Below are 19,637 nucleotides of genomic sequence, written 5' to 3' on the forward strand. Positions count from 1 at the left end.
AGCAAGGGGGCTAGACGTCCACGCCTGCCCACGAGCGGCACAGCCAGCCGTCGCCGTCGCGCTCCAGCACCACCACGCCGGTGTTCGGCAGCAGGTTCTCCGCCAGTTCCACCGGCACGTTGTCGGCGAGTGCCAGTGCGCCCATGCGGCCGGCGCCGCCGTGGGTCACGACCATGACGGTGCCGGTGTCGCGGTGGATCGACCTGATGGCGCCGAGGAACCGGTCCAGCACCTGCTGCCCGGTCTCACCTCCACCGGGGAAGGCCACGTCGAGGGCGCCCTCCGCCCACTTCACGACGGTCTCCAGGTAGGTCCGGTAGGCCTCGGTGTCGTTGCGGCCCTCCAGGGACCCGACCTGGATCTCCTCGATGCCCTCCAGGACCTGGACGGGCAGACCGAAGCGTTCGGCGGTGGGGGCGGCGGTCTGCTGGGCACGCAGGCCGATGCTCGCGTAGACGGCGGTGATGTCCTCGCCGGCGAGCGAGTCGGCCAGTTCGCGGGCCTGTTTGTGGCCCAGTTCGGTGAGCGGGGGGCCGGGCATGGCCGTGTCCAGCCTCCGCTCGATGTTCGACGCCGTCTCGCCGTGCCTGACCAGCAGCAACCTCACCCGCGCTCGCCCTTTCTGACAGCATCGACCCAGGAGGCTGCCGCGGCGAACTCGTCGTTGTGAGCGGTCACGGGTTCCCGGTCGGCCTTCGGGAAGGACCCCAGGAACCGGATCTCGTGCGAGTGCCGGTGCAGCGCGGCCAGCGCGTCACCGATCCTCGGTTCTGCGATGTGCCCCTCGACGTCGATGTAGAAGCGGTACGTCCCCAGTTTGCCCTTCGTGGGACGCGATTCGAGGCCGGTGAGATTGATCCCACGCAACGCGATCTCGGTGAGCAGCTCGGACAGCACGCCGACGCGGTTCGGCGTGGTCACGACGACGCTGGTGCGGTCGGCACCGGTCGGCTGCGGCAGCTCACCCGGCTGGCGCAGCAGCAGGAACCGGGTGCGCGCGTCGGCCACGTCGAGCACGTCGACCGCGTGCTCTTCGAGCCCGTAGTGGTTGATCGCCACGGGGGCGGTGACGGCGGCGTCGAACTCGCCGCGTTCCACGGCGGCGGCCGCGGCGGCGGTCGAGGAGGTGGCGATCGAGGTGGCGCCGGGCAGGTTGGCGGCGATCCACTCACGGGTCTGGGCCAGCGCGTGCGGGTGCGAGGCAACGGTCGAGATCGACGTGGTGCCGGGCCGGACCAGGACGCTGAACCGGACGTCGAGCACGGTCTCGGCGACGGCGACCACGGGCGTGTCGCGGATCAGGACGTCCAGCGTCGCGGGGACGGCGCCCTCGACGGAGTTCTCGATCGGGACGCACGCGAACTCGGTGTCGCCGGACCGGACCGCCGCGACGGCGAGCGGGATCGTGTCGACCGGGACGAGGTCGGAGCCGAACCGGAGCGCTGCCTGCTCGGTGAAGGTCCCCTGTGGTCCGAAGTACGCAATGCGAGGCACCCGCTCACAGTAGAGGTGAGGATCACGCCTGTGTCAGCGGCCGAACCTGGGTTCCGCCGGGGCCGTGCGAACTGGAATGCTTGGGGCGTGCCCGCTCTAGCGCCAGAACTCGTGTTGTGCGCGGTCGACGAACCGATGGCGAACGCCTGGCTCGCCGTGGCTGCCGGGCGGAGCGGTGTGCGGGTGCACCGCGGGTCCGTGCTGGACATCCACGCGCAGGCCGTGGTCAGCCCGGCGAACTCGCAGGGCTGGATGCGCGGCGGCATCGACGCGGTCTACGCGCAGGCGTTCCCGATGGTCGAGAACAACGTCCGCAGCGCCGTGCTCGCGTTGCACGGCGGTGAGCTCCCGGTCGGTGACGCGCAGATCGTGGCGACCGGCGAGACCGAGCCGGCGTGGCTGATCAGCGCGCCGACCATGCGCATGCCGGGCGAGCTGCTGCCGAACGACACCGTCCACCCCTACCTGGCCGCCCGCGCCGTCCTGCGGCTCTGGCTCGAGGGCAGGCTGGAGGACGGCACGCCGGTGCGCGACGCCGTCCACACCATCGCGATGCCGGGTCTGGGCACCGGGGTGGGAGGCGTCGCGCCGACCACGTGCGCGCGTCAGGTCGCCGCCGCGTGGGACGAGGCGTTCAACCCGCTGCGCGTGTAGTCCACTTGTGCACAACCCTGTGGACAGAGTTGTGGACACCTGTGGACTACTGGCGGGGTGCGACCCATCGTTCCAGGTCGAGCTCGTCCGTCATGGGGATGCCGAAGTCGCCGACGGTGGGGATCTCCGGTTTGAGCTTGCGCGCCTCGCGGACCGCGTCGGGCCGCAACGCCGTCATCTTGAACCCGCGGCGCTGGTAGAAGCGCAACGCGTCCAGGTTGTCGTTGGTGGTCGTCAGGCGCACGCGGTTGCACCCGAGCGTGCGCGCCTGGCGGACCGCGGCGTCGACGAGCGCGGTGCCGACGCCGCGGCCCCTGCGCAGCGCGTCGATCGTGACGATCTCCAGCTGGTGGTTCGCCACCGCGTAGGTCAGCAGGCCGAGCACGTGGCCCTGCTTCTCCACGAGGAAGCCCGGCAGACTCGCCGGGAAGAACACCTCTCCGTGCGCGACGGAGGTGTGCGCTCCCCATAGCTCAAGCACCAACCGAGCGACGACTATGCGATCTGCTTCCTCGATCGGTCGTACTGAGCCTTCTGCCATGCCAAGAACTGTCTCAATCCGAGTGACGCTCAGGAACACCCATTCGACGTACGGTGGATTCGTGCCAGTGCGCGTTTTGTTGGTTGACGATCACGAAGTAGTGCGCAGAGGACTGCGCGAGATGCTCGACGACGAGGAGGACATCTCCGTCATCGCCGAGGCCGGTTCCGTGGACGAGGCGGTGACGCGGGCCCAGAGGACTTCGCCCGACGTGGCCGTCGTGGACGTTCAGCTGCCCGACGGCAGTGGTGTGGACCTGTGCCGGACGCTGCGGGACCTGGGCGTCCGCTGCCTCGTGCTGACCGCCTTCGACGACGAGGAGGCGCTGGTCGGCGCGATCATGGCGGGTGCGTCGGGATATCTGCTCAAGCAGGTGCGGGGCCAGGACGTCGTCACCGCGGTGCGCGAGGTCGCGGCTGGACGGTCCCTTCTGGACCCGGCCACGACGGCGCGCGTCCTCGACCGGATGCGGAATCCGGCTCCGGTCGGACTCACCGACCAGGAACAACGGGTGCTGGAACTGATCGGTGAGGGTCTGACAAACCGCCAAATCGGTGAAAGGTTGTTCCTCGCGGAGAAGACCGTGAAGAACTACGTGACGTCCGTGCTCGCCAAACTCGGGATGGAACGGCGTACGCAAGCCGCCGCATGGGTGGCTAAACGGGGACGGACCAGGTGAGCGTCGTCCCGTTCGGTGAACTCACGACGCGGAAATCGCCGCTCGCGGACTTGGCCCGTTCCGCGAGGTGCCGCAGTCCGCGTTGAGTCACGCCGGACGGGATGCCGCATCCGTTGTCCGCGACCCGCAGCAGCAGATGCTTCTCATCGCGCCGTACGTCGATCTGGACGTTCGTGGCACCTGAGTGCCGCACGACGTTCGACAACGCCTCCCGCAGGGCCGCTCGGGTGTCGTCGGCGAGCCTGCGCGGCACGTTCGCCAGGTCGCCGGCCACGTGCAGGCGCGGGCCGAACCCGAGCAGCTCACCGGCCGTGCGGACCTCGGCGTTGACCGAGTCGAGCAGGTCGGTGGAGTCGGCGGGGTCGGTGTTGCGCAGCTTGCGGACGGTCGCGCGGACCTCGGCGATCGTCTCGTCGACCAGGTCGACGGCCTCGTTGATGCGGGTCCGGTCGGTGTTGTCGAGCTTCTTGCCCAGCCGGCGTTCCAGCAGGCTGAGCTGCACGCCGGCGCCGTAGAGGCGCTGGATGATCACGTCGTGCAGGTCGCGGGCGATGCGTTCGCGCTCCTCGTAGACGGCGACCCGCTGGCGTGCGGTGAAGCCCTCCGCGAGCACGACCGCGAGCCCTGCCTGGGCGGCGAACGCGCTCAGCACGTCCACCGTCTCCTGCGTGAACGCCGGCTTGTCGCGCCTGCGGTAGACCGCGAGGGCGCCGATCTTGCGGTCGGACGTGCCGAACGGGGCCACCGCGAACGGGCCGTAGCTGCGCAGCGCGTGCGGCACGTACGGGGCAGTGCGCGGGTCGTTCGTCACGTCGCCGGCCATCACCGGGACGCCGGTGCGGGCGGCCTTTGCTGCGGCGCTGCGCGGGCTCAGGGTCGCGACGACCGGTTCACCGCTGGACGCCTCGACGGTGAGCGTGCCGTCGTCGTCGGGCGTGGCGAGCATGGCGAGGCCGAGGTCGGCGTCCGCGATCTCCGCAGCGGCCTCGACCACGAGCCGCAGCACGTTCTCGGGGTCTTCCAGCGCCGCCGACGTGATCTCGGTGGACGCGACGAGCACGCGCCGCGCCAGGGAGGGGTCCATGGTCCTCAACGGTAGGCGGGGGTGCCGAGGTCCAGCACGAGGTCCGCCCGCGCAGCCTCGTCGGGGCGGTGGGTGATGTGCAGGACCGTCCTGCCGTCGCGCCGCAGCTCCTCCAGCACCTTGCGGGCGGTCGGTTCGTCGAGGTGGGCGGTGGGCTCGTCGAGCAGGACCACGTCGGCGTCGTGCAGCAACGCCCTGGCGAGCGCCAGCCGCTGCGCCTCGCCGCCGCTGACCTGGTCGGGCCGGATGACGGTGTCGAGCCGGTCGGTCCACTCGGGCAGGCACGCCCTCCGCAGCGCGTCCCTGAGCTGCTCGTCGTCGTGCGGGCCCGACATCCGCAGGTTCTCCCGGACCGTGGTGCTGACCAGCATCGGCTCCTGCGGGCACCAGGTCGCGCGGGGCAGCTCCACGATGCCGCGCTCCGGTGGCAGGAAGCCCAGGAGCAGCGCGAACAGCGTCGACTTGCCGGCACCCGACGGTCCGACGATCGCGACATGCGTGCCGGGCTCGACGTTGAGGTGCAGGTCGCGCAGCGTCGGCTCGGTCGCGCCGGGCCAGCGGACGTCGACGTTCTCCAGCCGGATCCGCTTGCCGCGCCTGGGCTCCGGCCGCTCCGGCGCGTCGAACTGGAGTCGCGCGCTGGCTTCCCGCAGGGCCCTGCGCTGCTGGGCGGCGAGCGGCAGGGCGGCCAGCGGCTCGGCGAGCGCGAGCGGGACCAGGCCGAGGACCGGGTTGCCGGTCGTGGCGCAGAGCAGGGCGGCCGCACCGGTCGCGAGCAGCACGATCGCCGTGGCGGCGCCGGTGCCAAACGCTTGCCTGCGGGTCTGCCGCGCGAGCTCGGCGTCCTCGGCGTGCAGTTGCGCGAGCAGCCGGTGGTGGGCGTCGTGGGCGATGAGGTCCGGTGCGGCGGTGAGGGCGTTGATCGTGTCGGTCGCGACCTTGCGGCGGCCGCGGGCGAGCTTGGTGCTGGCCCTGCGCTCGGTCCACACGGCGACGGCCGGTGCGGCGAGCCCGGCCGCGAGCAGCAGGCCGCCGAGCGTGAGGGCGGCCGCCGGGTCGATGAACGCGAACAGGACCGTGGTCGCGATGCCGGCACCGATGGCGACGACCGGCGGCACGAGCACCCGCGGCACGAGGTCGCGAACGGTGTCCGTGTCGTCCACGAGCCGTTGCAGGCCATCACGCCGCTGCGTGCGCACGAGCCGAAGCCACAGCTCGGCGCGGAGGTTGGTGGCGAGCTGGAACGCCTCGTGGTGGGTGACCAGGCGTTCGAGGTAGCGGAGCAGGCCTTTGCTCAACGCGAACGTCCGCACGCCCACGGTCAGCACCGTCAGCGTCAGGATCGGCGGCATCTCGGCGGCGCGGGCGATCAGGTGCGCGGCCAGGGCGGTCAGCGCGATGCCGGCGGCGGCCGCGGCGACGCCCAGCAGGGCGCCCTTCCACGGGATCGGCAGGCGCTTCGGGCGTTCCCGCTGCGTCTCCTCCGTGACGACCTTGGCGAACGTCTCCTCCTCCGTCGCCTCCTTGTCCCGGTGCGAGGCGAGGACGACGGCCGCGGTCCCACTGGCCTTCTTGATCGCTTTGTCGACTTTGCGACTTGTCACCGGGTCGAGGTGAGCGGTCGGTTCGTCGAGCAGCAGCACCGTGGCGCCGTGGCGGACCCTCAGCAGGGCGCGCGCGACTGCGACGCGTTGGCGTTCACCGGTCGAGAGGTCGGTGATGCGGCGGTCGAGCAGGTGCGTGGCCACCACCTCATCGGCGACCTCCTCAACGTCCTCCGCGCTCGGCACCGTCAGCTCCAGCTCGGCGCGGGGCGTGGCGGCGGCGAACGCGGGCCGCTGCGGCACGTACGCGATCTCGCCCTCGACCCGCACCGCCCCGTCCGTCGGTTCCACGAACCCGAGCAACACCTGGAACGTCGTCGACTTCCCCGCCCCACTCGCCCCCGCCAGCCTGTGAATCTCCCCGGCCTTCACCTCAAAACTCACCCCGTCCGGCGCGAACCCCCCACGCCGCAACACCCGCAAATTGTCGACATGTACCCGCCCGCCAAGTGCACGCGGGGAGCTTTCGTACTCTCCTAGCGCACGCGGGGGCCCCGCGTGCCCCCAAGGGGAACGCGGGGCCCCCGCGTGACTGTCGTTGTCGACGATGGCGGCTACGCGGCGGACGGACTCAAGGCCGTCCTCGCTGGCGTGGTGGGCGGCGCCGGCGGCGCGGAGGGGGAGGTAGCACTCCGGGGCGAGGATCAGCACGACCAGCGCGGTCATCAGGGTCATGTCGCCGTGGACGAGGCGGACGCCGACGCCGACGGCGATCAGCGCGACCGACAGCGAGGCGGCGATCTCCAGGACGAGGGCGCTGAGGAACGCGATCCGCAGCGTGCCCATCGTGGCCCTGCGGTGCTGGTCACCGATCTGGCGGACCGCGGCGGCCTGCTGCTTCGCGCGCCCGAACACGGTGAGCACCGGCAGCGCGCGCAGCAGTTCGAGCAGCTGGGCGGAGAGCAGCTCGGTGACGTCGGCCGCCTTCTGGACCCGCTTCTCGGTGTACCAGCCGATCAGGGCGGCGAAGACCGGGATCAGCGGGACCGTGATGGCGATCAGGACGGCCGACGGCCAGTCGGTGAAGAGGATCCAGGCACCGGCCAGCGGCGGCACGACCGCGGCGGTGACCAGCGCGGGCAGGTAGCGGGTGAAGTACGCGTCGAGCGCGTCGAGGCCCTTCGTCGCGAGCACCGACAGCTCGGCGGTGCCGCGGTCGGCGATCCAGCCGGGACCGCGGTCGAACGCACTGGCCAGCAGCCGGGTGCGCAGCTCCTCCTTGGCACCGGCGGCCGCGCGGGCGGCGGCGCTCTCGGTCGCCCACGACAGCGCCGCGCGGGCGATGATCGCGCCGGCCAGCAGCGGGAGGCCCTCGCGGGTCGTGATCACCGACGCGAGCGCGACGGCCTGGGCGACGAGCGCGAGGGAGTTGAAGAACGCCAGCGCGCCCACCCCGACGAGGGCGCGCCGGGCGTTCTTCGAGAGCTGGGGCAGCGCTCCCAGCGGGCCGCGCTTCATCAGTGCGCCGCCGGGATGTGCCGCACGCCGATGCGCTTGCGGAACACCCAGTAGGTCCAGCCCTGGTAGACGAGCACGGCGGGCGTGCCGAACGCCGCCACCCACGTCATGACCTTCAACGTGTACGGGCTCGACGCGGTGTTGGCGATGGTCAGCGACCACGCGTCGTTCAGCGTCGACGGCAGCACGGCCGGGTACAGCGAGCCGAACAGGATCACGACGCTGGCCGCGATGGCGAGCCCCATCAGCGCGAACGACTGGCCGTCGCGGTTGTGCAGCAGCCGCCACATCGCCGCGGCCAGCACCAGCACGACCAGGCCCGCCCACACCCCCGCCACGACCGCGAGCAGCGCGACCAGCGGCAGCAGGGCGACCGGCGAGAGCGTCAGGGCGACGCGGCGGGCCCGTTCGCGGATCTCGCCCTCGGTCTTGAGCGCGGTGAACACGGCGCCGTGGACCAGCGCGTAACCGGCGAACGCGAGCGCGCCGAGCACGGTGTCGAACCGGATCGCCGCGAACGCCGAGCCGACCCGGTCGCCGTTCTCGTCGAGCGGCAGGCCCAGCACCGTCGTCGAGATCAGCAGGCCGACGCACAGGGTCGCGATCCACGAGCCGGCGACGATCGTGACGTCCCACGCCTTGCGCCAGCGCGGGTTGTCGACCTTGCCGCGGTAGTCGAACGCGACACCGCGCCCGATCAGCGCGACGAGGAACAGCGTGAGGGGCAGGTATGCGGCGCTGAGCAGCGCCGCATACCAGCCCGGGAAGGCCGCGAACGTGGCACCGATCGCGGTGATGAGCCACACCTCGTTGCCGTCCCAGACCGGCCCGATGGTGTTGATCATGACTCGGCGTTCGGCGTTGGTGCGCCCGAGGACGGGCAGCAGCATGCCGACGCCGAAGTCGAAGCCTTCGAGGAACAGGTAGCCGAGCCACAGCACGGCGATGAGCACGAACCAGAGCGTTTCCACGTCGTCCCTCCCCTAGTACGCGAACGCCAGGGCGCCGTCGTCGGACTTCTGGGGCAGTACGCCGGGAACACCGCCTCTGACGTACTTGCGGATCAGGTAGACCTCCACGACCGCCAGCACGCTGTAGACCGCGGTGAGCGCGATGAGCGAGGTCAGGATCTCGCCGGGCCGGCTGTTGCTGACCGCCTGCGCGGTGAACATCCAGACACCGTCCACCCCGGACGGGTTCGGCACCACCACGAACGGCTGCCTGCCCATCTCGGTGAAGATCCAGCCGAAGCTGTTGGCCAGGAACGGGGTCACGATGCCGGCGAGGCCGAGAGCCGGGAACCACCAGCCGGTGGGCGTCCGGTTCTTGCGGGTCAGCCAGAGCATGAAGACGCCCAGACCGGCCGAGATCGCGCCGAAGCCGATCATCAGGCGGAAGCCCCAGTACGTCACGGGAAGCGCGGGCACGTAGTCGATCGGCTTGCCGCTGAGCTCACCGAGCCGGTCGTCGACGGGGTAGAACTCCCCGTAGCGCTCCTGGTACATCGGGACGAGCTCCTCGATGCCCTTGACTTCGGTGTTGAAGTCGTTGTGCGCCAAGAAGCTCAGCAGCGCGGGCACGGTGATGCTCTTGACGTTCTCGCAGTCGGGCCTGGTCACGTCGCCGATCGCGAAGACGCTGAACGCCGCCGGCTCCTCGGTGTGGCACAGGGCCTCGGCCGCTGCCATCTTCATCGGCTGCTGCTCGAACATCAGCTTGCCCTGGAGGTCACCGGTGATCGCGAGCACGGTGAACGCCACCACGCCGACCCAGGTGCCGAGCTTGAGCGAGCCGCGCCAGACCTTCTCCTCCTCCGACCTGCGGTGCAGGTGCCAGGCGGCGATGCCGACGAGGAACGCGCCGGCCACGGCGAACGCGCCCGCGATGGTGTGCGGGAACGCGGCGAGGGTGGTGTTGTTGGTCAGCACCGCCCAGATCGAGGTGAGCCGCGGCCTGCCCTCGTGCATCTCGACGCCGACCGGGTGCTGCATCCACGAGTTGGCCGCGAGGATGAAGTACGCGCTGGCCATGGTCGCGAGGCTGAACGCCCACACGCAGGCCAGGTGGACCTTCCTGGGCAGCTTGTCCCAGCCGAAGATCCACAGGCCGAGGAAGGTCGACTCGACGAAGAAGGCGACGAGCGCCTCCATCGCGAGCGGCGCGCCGAACACGTCTCCCACGAACCGCGAGTAGGCGCTCCAGGCCATGCCGAACTGGAACTCCTGCACGATGCCCGTGACGACGCCCATGGCGAAGTTGATCAGGAGGAGCTTCCCCCAGAACTTCGTCATCTTGTAGTAGCGCTCGTCGCCCGTGCGCACCCACGCGGTCTGCATCCCCGCGACCAGCAGGGACAGGCCGATCGTCAACGGCACCATCAGAAAGTGGTAGACGGTGGTGATGCCGAACTGCCACCGCGCGAGTTCGAGTACTTCCACGTCATCGAGCGTATGGACCGGACACGGCTCTCATCAGGTACGACGGTCCCGTCCCGGCTCGGGACCTTGGTCCCGTGCGCGAGGTCACGCTCGTGCGTGACCTGCGTCGGTTAGGATGGATGCGCCAGAGGGGAGTAGTTCCCACCGGAGCGTTCAGCCGGTGGCGTGGTGATCGACATACTGATCCGCCTTCGAGCGGATCCGGTGCCACACCCGTCTTGTACGGGCGAACGAGACCTCCGGCCGGGCTTTGCAGCATGCCCGGTCGGGGTCTGTTGCGCCTCCGTCCGGGTTCGTACTCGGACGTGGAGGACCCTCTTGACCACCTCACTGCTCGCGTTCCTCACCGCCTTCGCGGTGGTGTTCCTCGTCGAGCTCCCGGACAAGACCATGGTCGCGACCCTGGTGCTGACCACGCGCTACCGCGCCTGGCCGGTGTTCGTGGGCGTCATCGCGGCCTTCGCCGTGCAGACCGTCGTCGGTGCGGCGTTCGGGACGGCGATCACCCTGCTCCCCGACCGGCTGGTCGCGGGCATCGTCGCCACGTTGTTCCTCGTGGGTGCGTTCCTGCTGCTCAAGGAGGGGTTCTCGAAGGAGGAGGACTCCGCCGACGAGGCCGGGACGCGCACCGACGTGCCGTTCTGGCGCGCCGCGCTGACGTCGTTCGGCGTGCTGTTCGCGGCCGAGTGGGGTGACGCGTCGCAGCTCGCGACCGCTGGCATCACCGCACGCTACGGCGCCCCGCTCGCCGTGGGCCTCGGGGCGTGGCTCGCGCTGGTCGCTGTGGCGGGGCTCGCGGTGCTGGTCGGGCGCAAGCTCGCCGGCCGGCTGCCCACGCACTGGATCCAGCGGGTGGCCGGCGTGGTCTTCGCGGTGTTCGGCGTGATCGCCCTGACGCAGGTCTTCTGAGTCACCACACCGGTCGCAACCCGGGCTGGTCCTCACCGTGCACGTGCTGCAGGTACGCGGTGAGGCCCGCCTTGACGGTCGCGACGGTGTCCGCGCCGACCGCCTCCGCCATCTCGTTCTCCAGGTCGGTCCACAGGACGTCGGCGAACTTCAGGTAGTCGCGGCCCTTCGTGGTCAGCGTGACGTACTGGGCGCGTTTGTCCGTCGGGTGCGGTTCGCGCAGCACGTAACCCCACTCGTCGAGCTCGGCGACGATCTTCGCGGCCGCCTGTTTCGTGACGCCGAGGTGCGCGCCGATGTCGACGGTCGTGGCGCGGCGCTGGGCGAGGAAGCGGAAGACGTAGCCGTGGGCGGGGCGCAGCGGCTCCAGGCCGATCTGGCGCAGGCGGTCGTGGAACTGGTCCCCCATGGCCCGGTACGTCATCGCCAGCAGCACGGGCACGGGTTCCATTGCGCACTCCTAGTAGACAACCTGGTTGACCATATTCTAAGGTCAGACAACTTGGTTGACCACTTTGGAGGTTGTCTTGCTGGTTACGGGGGACTCCGCTGCTCGGCACGAGTTCGGCGGGTTCGTGTTCAGGTCGCTCGCGACGCCGTCGACGGGCAGCGCGGAGATCGCGCTGTGGACGGTCGACGTGCCGGAAGGGGGCGACGGGACGCCGCACCGGGCGTCCAAGGAGGAGGTGTTCTACGTGCTGTCCGGGTCCGTGACGATCCAGGGGCAGACCGCGGGACCCGGCGACGCGGTCGTCGTGCCGCCGGACACCGAGCTCGCGCTGACCGGCGGACCGGCGCGCGTGCTCGTGGCGACCTCGGTGGGCATCACCGGGACGCTGGCCGACGGGCGGACGATCACGCCGCCGTGGTCGGTCTGACCCCGCGCCGCTCAGTTCGCGGGTGAGCCCTCCTCGGTCTTCGGCTCGGCGGGAGCCGGGTCGGGCGTCGTCTCGCGCAGGTCGTGGGCGATCTTCTTGGCCTCGTCGATGAGCTGCTGGGACTCGTCGAGGCGGGCTTCGTCAGGTGCGGTCACGGTGCTGGGGTGCGCGGTTTCGAAGATCGTCAAACTCGGGCCAGCAGGCCGCGGACGTGGGCGGCGAGACGTTCGGCGATGCCGAGGTCCCACTCGCCGTCGGCCACCGGCTGCGGCGCGGCACCGGCGACGACCCGTTCCCCGAGCAGCCGCCGCTCGGCCGGGGTGAAGTCGGTGATGGCGCGGCGCAGCAGCGGCAGCGCGTCGTCGAACGCGTCACCGCGCAGACCGGTCAGCCACTCGTCGATCAGCCCGAACAGCCGCGGGTCGGCCGCCAGCAGCGTCGCCGACCCGCGCAGGAAGCCGGCGACGAACGCCGTCGCGACCGAGCGGTGCAGCTTCGCCGCGACGTCGTCGCTGGTCAGCTCCCCCGCCTCCCACAACAGGCGGGTGGCGCGGCCGGTGGGCAGGCCGTGCGCCTCCGCCTTGACCAGGGCGTGCAGGGCCCGCCACCAGGTGGCCTGGTGCTCCTCGTCGGCGGCCAGCCGGGTGGCCTCGTGGGCGCCGTCGACAGTGGCGAGCGCGTGCTCCGCCGTCTCGTCGTCGACGTTGCGGCAGGCCAGCGGCAACCCGACGGCGCCGCGGGTCAGCAGGCCGTGCAGGGCGACGCGCAGCAGTTCGGGGTCGGTGCCGCGGACGGAGCCGTAGCGGACGGTCCGCGCCAGGTCGGGAAGGGCGGCGAGCAGTTCGAGGGCGTCGGTGGCGAGCGCGGCGCACCGGTCGAGCGCGTCCCGGGCGGCGGCGACGGCACCCGGCAGCTCGCATCCGACGGCCTTGCCGAGCGTTCCCGCGGCTTCGGCGACCCGGCTCGCCTGCTCGGCGGCCTGGGTCAGCACGTTCTCCGCTGCCGTGTGGACGGTCGTGCCGTGCCGTGCGGCGACCGCGACGGACACCGCGAACACCGGGTCCCAGCGCAGCTGCCACACCTCGGCGAACGTGCCGAGCGAGTTCGACCGGTCCGGCTTCCCCCACGGCACGCCGAGGACCTCCAGCCGCTGCAGGAGCTTCGACCGTTCGCGGTCGGTGTCCTTGCGCAGGTCGAGCTTGAGCTGCTTGGGCTGCACGTCGGCGGGCAGGCGAAGTTTCCGTTGCAGGCGCTGGAGATCCGTCGCCAGCGGCGACCGCGGGACGGCTTCCCCGACCTCGCCGAGGCGTTCGCCGACGACGAGCTTGCGGTGGACGAGCTTGAGCGGGACCTCGTCGCCGCCGCACAGCACGGCCAGCGCGGCCTCGGTGACCTCGCTCAACCCGGCGGACGGCCGTTCCCGCAGCGCCGCAAGGGTTTCCGCGAGCCGGACCGCCTCCACCGCGCTCGCCGTGGACGCCGGCAGGTCCTCTTCCCTGAGCACCGCGGCCGCCTTGGCGAACCACCGCGGCACCACGTCCTCCTGGTGCTGCCACAGGTGCGCGTACCAGCCGGGCGAGTCGACCCCCGCGCCGTAGCCGGACTCCGCGGCCAGCTGACCGTGGCTCCACGGCACCCACGTGCCGCTGATCTTCCTGCGCCGCAAGCCCTTCAACAACGCCGTGTCGTGCGCGACCGTCGGTTTCTGCAACAACGCCGGCACGTGCCATGCACCGCAGACGACGACGATCGGCCCGTCGGTTTGCTTGCGCGCCTTGCGGATCGTCTGCCGCATGAACGCTTCCCTGCGCAACGTGCGTTCGCCGACCTCGCCCTCGAACTCGCCGCGCACCGCCACCATCGCCTCGCTGATGGCCGCGGCGAGGTCGAGCGGGTCCGTGGCGCTGTGCTCGACGACGTCCTCCCACCACCGCTCGGGGTCGTCGAACCCGGCGGCCTCCGCCAGCAGCCCAATGGGGTCGACGGTGCCGCTGGGCCCGTCGTCCCCGATCGACGCGGCCGCCGGCAGGTCGAAGAACCGCACCCCGACCCCGTTCGCGTCGGCGTACCGCAACGCCTGCCACTCCGGCGAGAACTCCGCGAACGGCCAGAACGCGGCGTTCTCCGGCTCCGCCTCGTCGTGCAGCAGGACCGCGACCGGCGGCGTGAGCGCGTGGACGTGCTCCAGCAGCGCGTCCGCCTCCGGCGGCCCCTCGACCAGGATCAGCGCGGGCCGCGTCTGCTCCAGCGCCCGCCGGACCATGCGGGCAGAGCCGGGCCCGTGGTGCCGGATGCCGAGGAGGACCGGCTCACTCACCGCCGGCGTCCAGGCAGGCCCGGTAGAGGTCACGCCACTCGGCCCGCTCCTTGAGCACGGTCTCCACGTACTCCTGCCACACGGTCGCGTCCGACACGCGGTCCTTGATGACGGCGCCGATCAGGCCGTTGGCGAGCTCGTCAGCCCCGAGCGTGCCGTCGCCGAAGTGCCCGGCCAGCGCCATGCCGTTGGCGACGACCGAGATGGCCTCCGCCGTGGACAGGCTGCCGCTGGGCTTCTTCAGCTGGGTCCGGCCGTCCACGGTGGACCCGTTGCGCAGCTCGCGGAAGATCCGCACCACCCTGCGCACCTCGTCGAGCGCCGGCGGCTCGGCGGGCAGCTGCAACGCCCTGCCGAGCTGCTGGGCCCTGGTGATGACGATCTCGACCTCGGCGTCCTCGGTCGCGGGCGGCGGGAGGACGACGGTGTTGAACCGGCGCGCGAGGGCCGACGACATCTGGTTGACGCCGCGGTCGCGGTCGTTGGCCGTGGCGATGACCGTGAAGCCCGGCACCGCCTGCACCTGCGTGTTGAGCTCCGGCACCGGCAGCGACTTCTCCGACAGCACTGTGATGAACGAGTCCTGGACCTCCGACGGCATGCGGGTCAGCTCCTCGACCCGGACCACCGCCCCCTGCTGCATGCCCCTGAGGACCGGGCTGGGCACCAGGGCGTTGTGGCTGGGGCCTTCTGCGATGAGCCGCGCGTAGTTCCAGCCGTAGCGGACCTGGTCCTCACTCGTGCCCGCGGTCCCCTGCACCACGAGGGTGCTGTCACCGCTGACGGCGGCGGCGAGGTGCTCGCTCAGCCACGACTTGGCCGTGCCCGGCACCCCCACCAGGAGCAGCGCGCGGTCGGTGACCAGGGTGCCGACCGCGACCTCGACCAGCCTCCGCGCGCCGACGTACTTCGGGCTGATGACCGTGCCGTCGGGAAGCGTGCCGCCGAGGACGTAGGTGACCACCGCCTGGGGCGACAACCGCCAGTTCGGCGGCTTCTCGCGGTCGTCGTGGGCCGCGACGGCAGCCAGCTCGGCGGCGTACTGCTGTTCGGCCGTCGGCCTGAGCACGGCGGTCACGGTGCCTCCTGGATCGGTGGTGCGAACGATTCGCGCAAGCGGATCCGGAGCCCGAGGACCTCCAGCTCCAGCGAGCTCTCCGGCCAGCGACGGGTCAGAGCCTCCCAGCTGGCGCCGAGCAGGTCCGCGTCACCCCTGGCCAGCAGCACGTTGGGCGGTCTGCCGGACCGCCAGCGCGGGTCGGGCAGCGCGGCGTAGCGGTGCAGCAGCGCCCTGGTGGTCTCCGGCGACCAGGGCGCCGGCAGCTGGGAGCAGGCGTGGTCGAGCAGGTCGTAGTGCCAGTTCTTCGACACGGCCACGACCGCCTGCTCGGCCACCTCGGCCGGCAACGCCGCCAGCATCTCGAGCTGCTCCATGCCGGTCAGCGTCTCGGCGGCGGCAACGGCCCACGGTCGCGGGTCCTGCGCGGCGGCGAGCTGGTCGGCCACTCCCCTGAGCAACGCGGCGGCCCAGGGCCCCCTCCGCAGGATGCCGGCGGCCCTGGCGTCGTCGGCCTTGAGCGTCGAGGTCCAGTACGACGGCGGCACGCTCGCGGCCGCGGCCCGGATGCGCCCGCCCACGCCCTTCTCGGACCCGTCGCGCATGAGGTCGCGCAGCTCCGCTGGACCGGCCGGCCCGGTCCACAGCCCGTCGGGCCGGACGTCGAGTCCGTCCGCGGTGAGGCGCAGGCCGTGGCGCAGCCGGTGGGCGGCGCGGGCGGCGAGACGCGTCCGCCCCAGCTTCCGCAGGAGCCGGAGGGCCTCGTCGTGCACGGCGGCGGCCTTGTCGTCGAGCGCCGCTTCGAGCAGCCGCTCGTCCTGCTCGTTCAGACCGGTCTCCAGCGCGCTGACCAGCACCTGCCGGTCGGCCGCGCGGGGAGAGGCCGCGAACTCCGCCGCGATGAACGCGCCGACCCCGGCCGGATCCGCCTTGCGCTTGCGGCGCAGCGCACGGACCCGTTGGGCGCTGGGCAGGTCGAGGACCTCGTCGAGCGGCACCTCGTCGACGAGCGGTGCCGCTCCGCTGGCCCAGGCCCAGCCGGGACGGGTGTTCGCGAGCCAGCGGCCGCGCGTGCCCAGCACCTCGACCACGGCGGCCCGCAGGCCGGGGCGCGCGGTGCCGAGGGCGAGCAGCGCCGGGAGCATCCGGTGCTCCGCCACGACGCCGCCGGCCTTGGCCAGCGCGCACCACTCGGTCAGCAGCACCTCGTCGTCAAGGCTCATGATCGCTTCGAGGACGGCCTTGGCAGCCGGCCTGGGGAAGGCGGCGGTCTCCCGCGGGGCGGGCGGGAGCGGGTCGGCGGACGTCTCGGGCGGCAGGGTGGCACCGAACGCGGCCACGCCGAGGGCGGCGCAGTCGGAGAGCAGCTCGGCGGGGTCGCCGCCGCCCCTGGCCGTGCCGAGGAGGAGGTTCTGGACCGCGGCGGACCAGTCGGCCTTCACGCGGCCACCTCCGGGGTGGGGTGGGGGTGTGCGGGGGTGTGGGGGCGGCGGGTGGCGCGGTGGGGGCGCGGCGCGGGGCTTGGGTGGTGGTGGCGCGCGGCGGGGCCGGGGTGGGGGCGTGGCGCGGGGCCGGAGTGGCGGACGCCGGGCGCGGGGCTCGGGTGGTGGTGGCGCGCGGCGGGGCCGGGGTGGGCGCGCGGCGCGGAACCGAGGTGGTGGGCACCAGGCGCGGGGCTCGGGTGGTGGCGGCGCAGCGCGGAACCGAGGTGGTCGACGCGCGGGTCGCGACGCGGCGCGGAGCCGAGGTGGCGGGCGCGGAGCGTCGGAGGGGCGGCGAGGCCGTCGACGAGGTGCGGCGAGGCAGCCATGACGATCTGGCCGGGGTGGTGCGGGACGGGCGCGGCGGCGGGCATGCCGAGGCGGGCGTACGACAGCACGGCGGCGGGCATGCCGAGGCGGGCGTACGGCAGCACAGCGGCGAGCCCGCCGGAACGGGCGGAGGCCAGCGCAGCGGCGGCTACCGGCGGCCGTGGGGCGCGCCTCAGGGGCCGGGTCGGCGGCACGGCGGCGAGCCCACCGGAACGGGCGCGCGCCAGCGCAGTCGCGGCCACCAGCGGCCGTGGAACCCGGGGCGGCGGCGAGGTCATGCCACCACCTCCAGGCGGCCGTCCACCGCGATCGCGCCCAGCCGCAGCACGTGGCCGTCCCACAGGCCCCACGCGTCGAACGGCTCGCCGCCGGTCAACGCCAGCGCCATGTCCAGGCCGGTGTCGTCGCGGACCGGCAGCGCGTGGCCGGAGGGGTCGGCGAGGGAGCTGCCGCAGAGGCGCACCGAGGCGCAGCCCAGCGGGAACAGGCGCTGCCACGGGTCGGCCAGCAGCATCGGTTCCAGGGAGGCCAGGGACGTCCGCCACGACGGCGGCGCCGGCACCGGGTCCGGCGCGCGGGAACCGGCCAGCTCCCCCAGCGCCACGCGGTCCGAGCCGGGGTACGGGTGCACCTCGGCAGACGACTCCAGGCCGTGCGGCAGCAGCGGAACCGGCGCACCCACCGCGGAATGGCGGATTGCGACCACCCAGCGGCCCGTCTGACGGCCCCAGCACCACTGCCGGACGGTCCGGACCCGGCCGTCGTCGGTGTCGAGGCGCAGCAGCGCCACCCAGCGGTCGGACCAACCGGGTCCGGACCGCACGGTCTCCTCCGGCACCGTCACGCCGAGGCGCGACCGCGGCTGCACGGCGCACAGCAGGTGCAGGCCGCCCAGCCGGTCGGCGACGTCCGAGGTCCACGACGGGCCCGAGCGGGCCACGATCTCGTGGATCTCGCCCACCGCCGCGGCCACGCCGGGGACCTGCGCGTCGATCATGCGCGCGGTGAACGCCTGCCACCACGACGCGGGGCGGCCCGGCAGCGACGCGATCCCCGCGGAGGTGACGTCCAGCAGCCAGTCGCGCAGGCCGTCGATCCCGGACGACATCGCGGCGGCCCGGTTCGCCGCCGTCTTCTCCCGCGCGCGGACCCGCCGTGCGACGGCCTCCGGTGAGGCGTCCAGCTCACGGGTGGCGCGGCGGGCGGTCCACTCCTCGACCCACTCGGGCGGCAGCGCGTCGGGCAGGTCCAGCTCCTGCAACCCCACCGCGTGCTTGCACGGGAACTTCCGCGACGGGCACGTGCACTTCGCCGACCCCGCCGCGAGGTCGACGCACACGCGGTACGGCACGGAGCCGGAGCCGGTGTACAGCCCCCACAGCACCGGCAGGGCCTTGCCCAGGCCCTGCCAGCGCGTCGGAACGGCACGTGTCCTCACCCGACCAAACTAGCGAGCACCCCCGACAAAAAATCAGGCCGGACCCCGACGTGCCCACGTCCACGCGTAGGCCGGGTCCTCGCACGACTCCGCGGCCTCGCCGAGCTCCAGCGGGCGGAACGTGTCGATCATGACCGCGGTCTCGTCGAAGTAGTCGACGCCCAGGGACGCCTCGACCGCTCCCGGCTGCGGCCCGTGCGTGCAGCCGGACGGGTGCAGCGACATCGAGCCGATGCCGATCCCCGAGCCCTTGCGGGCCTCGTAGTTGCCGCCCACGTAGAACATCAGCTCGTCCGAGTCGACGTTCGCGTGGTTGTAGGGCACCGGAACGGCCAGCGGGTGGTAGTCGACCTTGCGCGGGCAGAACGAGCACACGACGAAGTTCGGTCCCTCGAACGTCTGGTGCACGGGCGGCGGCTGGTGCACGCGGCCGGTGATCGGTTCGAAGTCGCGGATGTTGAACGCCCACGGGTACAGGTGCCCGTCCCAGCCGACGACGTCGAACGGGTGGTTGGCGTAGGTGAACCTGGTCAGTCCGGCGCGGTGCCGCACGAGCACGTCCACGTCGGTGCCCTCGACCAGCAGCGGCTCGACGGGCCCGCGGATGTCGCGCTCGCAGTAGGGCGAGTGCTCCAGGAACTGCCCGGCCTTCGACAGGTAGCGCTTGGGCGGCCCGATGTGCCCGGTCGCCTCCAGCACCAGCAACGACATCGGCTCCGACGGCACGACCCGGTAGGTGCACGAGGTCGGGATGACGACGTAGTCGCCGTCGCCCACCTCCAGCGCGCCGTAGATCGTCTCGACGACGCCGGACCCGGACTGCACGTACAGCAGCTCGTCACCGGAGGCGTTGCGGTACAACGGCGACGGCGCGGAGGCGCGGACGAAGCCGATGGTCACGTCGGGGTTGTGGAACAGCCGGCGCCGCCCGGTCACCGCGTCGACCTCGTCGGAGGCCCAGGTCAGGTCCTGCGTCTTGAAGTGCCGCGGCTTCAACGGCAGGTTCGGCGCCACGGTCCCGCGCTCGTCCTTCACGGTCTCCGCGTTGACGATCGCCGTGGGCAGGTACCGGTGGTAGAGCAGCGCCGAGTCGGCGGAGAAACCCTCGACCCCCATCAGCTCTTCCGCGTAGAGCCCACCGTCCGGTTTGCGGAACTGGGTGTGGCGCTTTCGGGGGATCTCCCCGACCTGGCGGTAGTAGGCCATGACGTCTCTCCGGGCGTTCGACTATCGGACATCTTTGTTCACTTACCGATACCCGGCTAGCGTGTCAGC

General features: G+C 72.1%; 19 protein-coding genes. 4 read left to right on the forward strand and 15 right to left on the reverse strand.

Annotated features, from left to right (window positions below):
* Positions 1-10: 10 nt before the first annotated feature.
* Together ACZ7CH_RS00315 and pheA are read right to left on the reverse strand one after the other, a co-directional pair.
* A complete protein-coding gene (locus ACZ7CH_RS00315) occupies positions 11-607 on the reverse strand; it encodes a histidine phosphatase family protein (protein ID WP_360396981.1) in 597 nt (198 codons plus the stop codon).
* Complete coding sequence (gene pheA / locus ACZ7CH_RS00320) at positions 604-1,494, reverse strand: prephenate dehydratase (RefSeq protein ID WP_360396982.1); 891 nt, start codon at positions 1,492-1,494, stop codon at positions 604-606. The genes ACZ7CH_RS00315 and pheA overlap by 4 nt, the downstream gene beginning before the upstream one ends.
* A gap of 135 nt (positions 1,495-1,629) precedes the next feature.
* Here pheA and ACZ7CH_RS00325 point away from each other — a divergent pair, with 135 nt between their 5' ends.
* The gene (locus tag ACZ7CH_RS00325; RefSeq protein ID WP_360397104.1) at positions 1,630-2,148 is read left to right on the forward strand and encodes a macro domain-containing protein; all 519 of its coding nucleotides are present in this window, start codon (positions 1,630-1,632) and stop codon (positions 2,146-2,148) included.
* A 46-nt stretch (positions 2,149-2,194) separates the two neighbouring features.
* On the opposite strand, the gene ACZ7CH_RS00330 is transcribed toward ACZ7CH_RS00325, so the two are convergent.
* The gene (locus tag ACZ7CH_RS00330; RefSeq protein ID WP_360396983.1) at positions 2,195-2,584 is read right to left on the reverse strand and encodes a GNAT family N-acetyltransferase; all 390 of its coding nucleotides are present in this window, start codon (positions 2,582-2,584) and stop codon (positions 2,195-2,197) included.
* 166 nt (positions 2,585-2,750) lie between these two features.
* Between ACZ7CH_RS00330 and ACZ7CH_RS00335 the strand changes: the two genes are divergently transcribed.
* Entirely contained in the window at positions 2,751-3,368 is a 618-nt protein-coding gene (locus ACZ7CH_RS00335) for a response regulator transcription factor (RefSeq protein WP_360397105.1), read from the forward strand.
* Here the strand turns inward: ACZ7CH_RS00335 and ACZ7CH_RS00340 are convergent.
* The 4 genes from ACZ7CH_RS00340 to ACZ7CH_RS00355 are packed head-to-tail and all read right to left on the reverse strand — an operon-like array spanning position 3,346 to position 9,952.
* Positions 3,346-4,452: a GAF domain-containing sensor histidine kinase gene (locus ACZ7CH_RS00340; RefSeq protein ID WP_360396984.1), complete on the reverse strand. Its 1,107-nt coding sequence runs from the start codon at positions 4,450-4,452 to the stop codon at positions 3,346-3,348. The genes ACZ7CH_RS00335 and ACZ7CH_RS00340 overlap by 23 nt on opposite strands.
* 5 nt (positions 4,453-4,457) lie before the next feature.
* Positions 4,458-7,514 (reverse strand): thiol reductant ABC exporter subunit CydD, encoded by a 3,057-nt coding sequence (gene cydD / locus ACZ7CH_RS00345; RefSeq protein ID WP_470372870.1) that lies wholly within the window; start codon positions 7,512-7,514, stop codon positions 4,458-4,460.
* On the reverse strand, positions 7,514-8,485 hold the full coding sequence (gene cydB, locus ACZ7CH_RS00350; RefSeq protein WP_470372871.1) for a cytochrome d ubiquinol oxidase subunit II: 972 nt from the start codon (positions 8,483-8,485) through the stop codon (positions 7,514-7,516). Before cydB ends, cydD begins: the two co-directional genes overlap by 1 nt.
* Before the next feature lie 12 nt (positions 8,486-8,497).
* Complete coding sequence (locus ACZ7CH_RS00355; protein WP_360396987.1) at positions 8,498-9,952, reverse strand: cytochrome ubiquinol oxidase subunit I; 1,455 nt, start codon at positions 9,950-9,952, stop codon at positions 8,498-8,500.
* A 330-nt stretch (positions 9,953-10,282) separates the two neighbouring features.
* Here ACZ7CH_RS00355 and ACZ7CH_RS00360 point away from each other — a divergent pair, with 330 nt between their 5' ends.
* A complete protein-coding gene (locus ACZ7CH_RS00360; RefSeq protein ID WP_360397106.1) occupies positions 10,283-10,861 on the forward strand; it encodes a TMEM165/GDT1 family protein in 579 nt (192 codons plus the stop codon).
* Position 10,862: 1 nt separating this feature from the next.
* On the opposite strand, the gene ACZ7CH_RS00365 is transcribed toward ACZ7CH_RS00360, so the two are convergent.
* On the reverse strand, positions 10,863-11,312 hold the full coding sequence (locus tag ACZ7CH_RS00365; protein WP_470369712.1) for a MarR family winged helix-turn-helix transcriptional regulator: 450 nt from the start codon (positions 11,310-11,312) through the stop codon (positions 10,863-10,865).
* Positions 11,313-11,388: 76 nt separating this feature from the next.
* On the opposite strand from ACZ7CH_RS00365, the gene ACZ7CH_RS00370 reads away from it, so the two are divergent.
* Positions 11,389-11,739, forward strand: coding sequence for a cupin domain-containing protein (locus ACZ7CH_RS00370; RefSeq protein WP_360396989.1), 351 nt, complete (start codon positions 11,389-11,391; stop codon positions 11,737-11,739).
* 11 nt (positions 11,740-11,750) lie between these two features.
* Here the strand turns inward: ACZ7CH_RS00370 and ACZ7CH_RS00375 are convergent, their stop codons facing one another.
* Genes ACZ7CH_RS00375 through ACZ7CH_RS00405 form a run of 7 tightly spaced genes read right to left on the reverse strand, consistent with a single transcriptional unit; the run spans position 11,751 to position 19,568 of the window.
* Positions 11,751-11,894, reverse strand: coding sequence for a hypothetical protein (locus tag ACZ7CH_RS00375; RefSeq protein WP_360396990.1), 144 nt, complete (start codon positions 11,892-11,894; stop codon positions 11,751-11,753).
* A 29-nt stretch (positions 11,895-11,923) separates the two neighbouring features.
* Positions 11,924-14,056 (reverse strand): DUF5682 family protein, encoded by a 2,133-nt coding sequence (locus tag ACZ7CH_RS00380; protein WP_360396991.1) that lies wholly within the window; start codon positions 14,054-14,056, stop codon positions 11,924-11,926.
* Positions 14,049-15,134 carry an ATP-binding protein gene (locus ACZ7CH_RS00385; protein WP_470372872.1) on the reverse strand — a complete coding sequence of 362 codons (1,086 nt, stop codon included), beginning with the start codon at positions 15,132-15,134 and terminating at the stop codon, positions 14,049-14,051. The genes ACZ7CH_RS00380 and ACZ7CH_RS00385 overlap by 8 nt, the downstream gene beginning before the upstream one ends.
* Positions 15,131-16,555, reverse strand: a complete 1,425-nt coding sequence (locus ACZ7CH_RS00390; protein ID WP_470372873.1) for a DUF5691 domain-containing protein — start codon at positions 16,553-16,555, stop codon at positions 15,131-15,133. The genes ACZ7CH_RS00385 and ACZ7CH_RS00390 overlap by 4 nt, the downstream gene beginning before the upstream one ends.
* Positions 16,552-17,202 (reverse strand): hypothetical protein, encoded by a 651-nt coding sequence (locus ACZ7CH_RS00395; protein ID WP_470372874.1) that lies wholly within the window; start codon positions 17,200-17,202, stop codon positions 16,552-16,554. The genes ACZ7CH_RS00390 and ACZ7CH_RS00395 overlap by 4 nt, the downstream gene beginning before the upstream one ends.
* Positions 17,199-18,362, reverse strand: a complete 1,164-nt coding sequence (locus ACZ7CH_RS00400) for an SWIM zinc finger family protein (protein WP_470372875.1) — start codon at positions 18,360-18,362, stop codon at positions 17,199-17,201. Before ACZ7CH_RS00400 ends, ACZ7CH_RS00395 begins: the two co-directional genes overlap by 4 nt.
* Before the next feature lie 33 nt (positions 18,363-18,395).
* Positions 18,396-19,568 (reverse strand): homogentisate 1,2-dioxygenase, encoded by a 1,173-nt coding sequence (locus ACZ7CH_RS00405; protein WP_470372876.1) that lies wholly within the window; start codon positions 19,566-19,568, stop codon positions 18,396-18,398.
* Between the last annotated feature and the right edge of the window lie 69 nt (positions 19,569-19,637).

The sequence above is a fragment of the Lentzea sp. NPDC037011 genome (assembly GCF_055607425.1).

What these genes read in the sequence shown, in the direction of transcription:
- cydD (WP_470372870.1), bottom strand. Translation starts at nt 7,514, where the DNA reads ATGAAGCGCGGCCCGCTGGGAGCGCTGCCCCAGCTCTCGAAGAACGCC.
- ACZ7CH_RS00395 (WP_470372874.1), bottom strand. Translation starts at nt 17,202, where the DNA reads ATGACCTCGCCGCCGCCCCGGGTTCCACGGCCGCTGGTGGCCGCGACT.
- ACZ7CH_RS00365 (WP_470369712.1), bottom strand. Translation starts at nt 11,312, where the DNA reads ATGGAACCCGTGCCCGTGCTGCTGGCGATGACGTACCGGGCCATGGGG.
- ACZ7CH_RS00325 (WP_360397104.1), top strand. Translation starts at nt 1,630, where the DNA reads ATGGCGAACGCCTGGCTCGCCGTGGCTGCCGGGCGGAGCGGTGTGCGG.
- ACZ7CH_RS00405 (WP_470372876.1), bottom strand. Translation starts at nt 19,568, where the DNA reads ATGGCCTACTACCGCCAGGTCGGGGAGATCCCCCGAAAGCGCCACACC.
- ACZ7CH_RS00340 (WP_360396984.1), bottom strand. Translation starts at nt 4,452, where the DNA reads ATGGACCCCTCCCTGGCGCGGCGCGTGCTCGTCGCGTCCACCGAGATC.